Below are 1,875 nucleotides of genomic sequence, written 5' to 3'. Positions count from 1 at the left end.
GGGGGTACATTCTATTTCCAAGTGCGACATGCCAATGATTTCAATGGCTTCACTTTGGAGATTTTGGCATGTCCCGATGCTATCAGCAACTATCCCTCGCCGATCGACGGCGGCTTCACCACCTCGTCGCACGCAAGGTGCCGATCAACRAGATGGCCCGCCAACTCGGGCGCCATCGTTCGACCATCTATCGTGAGATCAGGCGAAATACGTTCCAGGATCACGAGTTTCCCGAATACAGCGGCTATTTCTCCACCGTTGCGGATGACATTGCCAAGGAACGACGCCGGCGCTTGAGAAAGCTGCGGCGCCATCCGCATCTGCGTCGTATGATCATTGAGAAACTGGAGGCCTACTGGTCGCCGGAGCAAATTGCCGGCCGTCTTCTGGCCGATGGGATCAGCTTGGTTCGGATCTGTGCCGAGACGATCTATCGGTTCATCTATGGCAAGGAAGACTACGGGCTTGGCCTTTATCGTTATCTGCCCGAGGCGCGCCGCAAGCGTCGCCGGCGTGGCTCGAGGAAGCCGCGCGACAGCGTGTTTCCAGCCAGCCACAGGATATCGCAACGTCCTGATTCTATTGGCGATCGATCGGTGTTTGGACACTGGGAAGGTGATCTTTTGATCTTCGAGCGTGAGCTCGGCCATGCGAATGTCACCTCCCTCGTTGAACGCAAAAGCCGCTACACCGTGATGATCAAGAACCCAAGCCGGCACTCGCGCCCAATCATGGACAAGATCATCAAAACCTTCTCGCCCTTGCCATCCTTACCCAACTTGCCCGCCACCTGAATGACCAGCCGCGAAGGTGCCTCGGCTACAAGACGCCTGCCGAGGTTTTTATCGCACATTTGCAAGAAGCAAGGTGATCCCCTACCCTGCAAAACGGGCATGATGCACTTGGGTTAGGTTCTCCAATTCTCCAAAATAGCCGCGACGTTATAACATCACATAAGATAGCTCATGGAACTGAATGATTTCACTCTGGCGGCTGATTCAGTGATGATTTTGGCTGATGTTCAGCATGTCACCGAAATTTCATGCATCTGCAGTGCTGGAACGGGATTGCATATGACGAAATTGCCCGCTTAACCTGAAAATATATTTCGATTCGGGGTTGTGGGGACTTCATGTTTCAAATTCGGTTTGGTGCCGCGGCTTTTGCCGCCACGCTTGGTCTTTGCCTTCTGACGGGTGTGGGGAATGCGCAGGAGCCGGCTGGGTCCGGTTCGGGCCTCGGCAACGGGTCGATGATCGGAACGGTAGCGACCGGTGTTCAGTCGAAGGGCGCGAGCCAGACGCAGTCCGCTGGCGCTGCCGCCACAACCCTCGACATGGCCGTCGACCGCACCACCGGCCTTGGCAATGGTGCCGATGCGAAGTCGGCCACACCGGCTGGGAAGACTGGCGATCCGGCGGCGACGGATCCGACCACAAACAAGCTCGGGACCGAGGGGATCGACTCGGACATTGGCACGGATGACAAGACCAACAACCCGGTCAAAGCCAAAACGTTAGGAGCAGCTACCGTCGCTGCAGCTTCAGCCGTTCCAGCCGAGACAGCTATGAGTGCTCCCGAAAAGGTGTCGGTTCCGGAGATCGCCGGATCGGGCTCGTTTAAGCAGTCGATCGCGATTGATTTTCCCGACTTCCACGGCATCGAACCGAAACTCAGTTTGGGCTACGATTCCGCCCGCAAGAGCCGTATCGGAGGCAGCTACCAAGGCTGGCTCGGCTATGGCTGGGCACTCGACGGTCTCGAGGTCATCGAGCGCGGCAGCATCGGGCGCGGCATCCCGGCCTTCGACGGCAGTGATTTTTATCTGCTCAACGGCGAATCGCTGATTCCCTGCTCGCCGACGACCTCGGTCTC

General features: G+C 57.2%; 1 protein-coding gene and 1 pseudogene. Both read left to right on the top strand.

Going from position 1 to position 1,875, the window contains the following annotated elements:
- The first annotated feature begins 68 nt into the window (after positions 1 to 68).
- Positions 69 to 871 (top strand): annotated as a pseudogene (locus tag AC1DNW_RS35385) (IS30 family transposase).
- Between the two features lie 381 nt (positions 872 to 1,252).
- On the top strand, positions 1,253 to 1,875 hold a 623-nt coding region (locus AC1DNW_RS35380; protein ID WP_477855802.1), incomplete at its 3' end, for a SpvB/TcaC N-terminal domain-containing protein.

The sequence above is a fragment of the Rhizobium sp. 05L429 genome (assembly GCF_056397645.1).
Note: the sequence above shows the minus strand (reverse complement) of the source record. Positions and strands in the feature narration are given on the sequence as shown.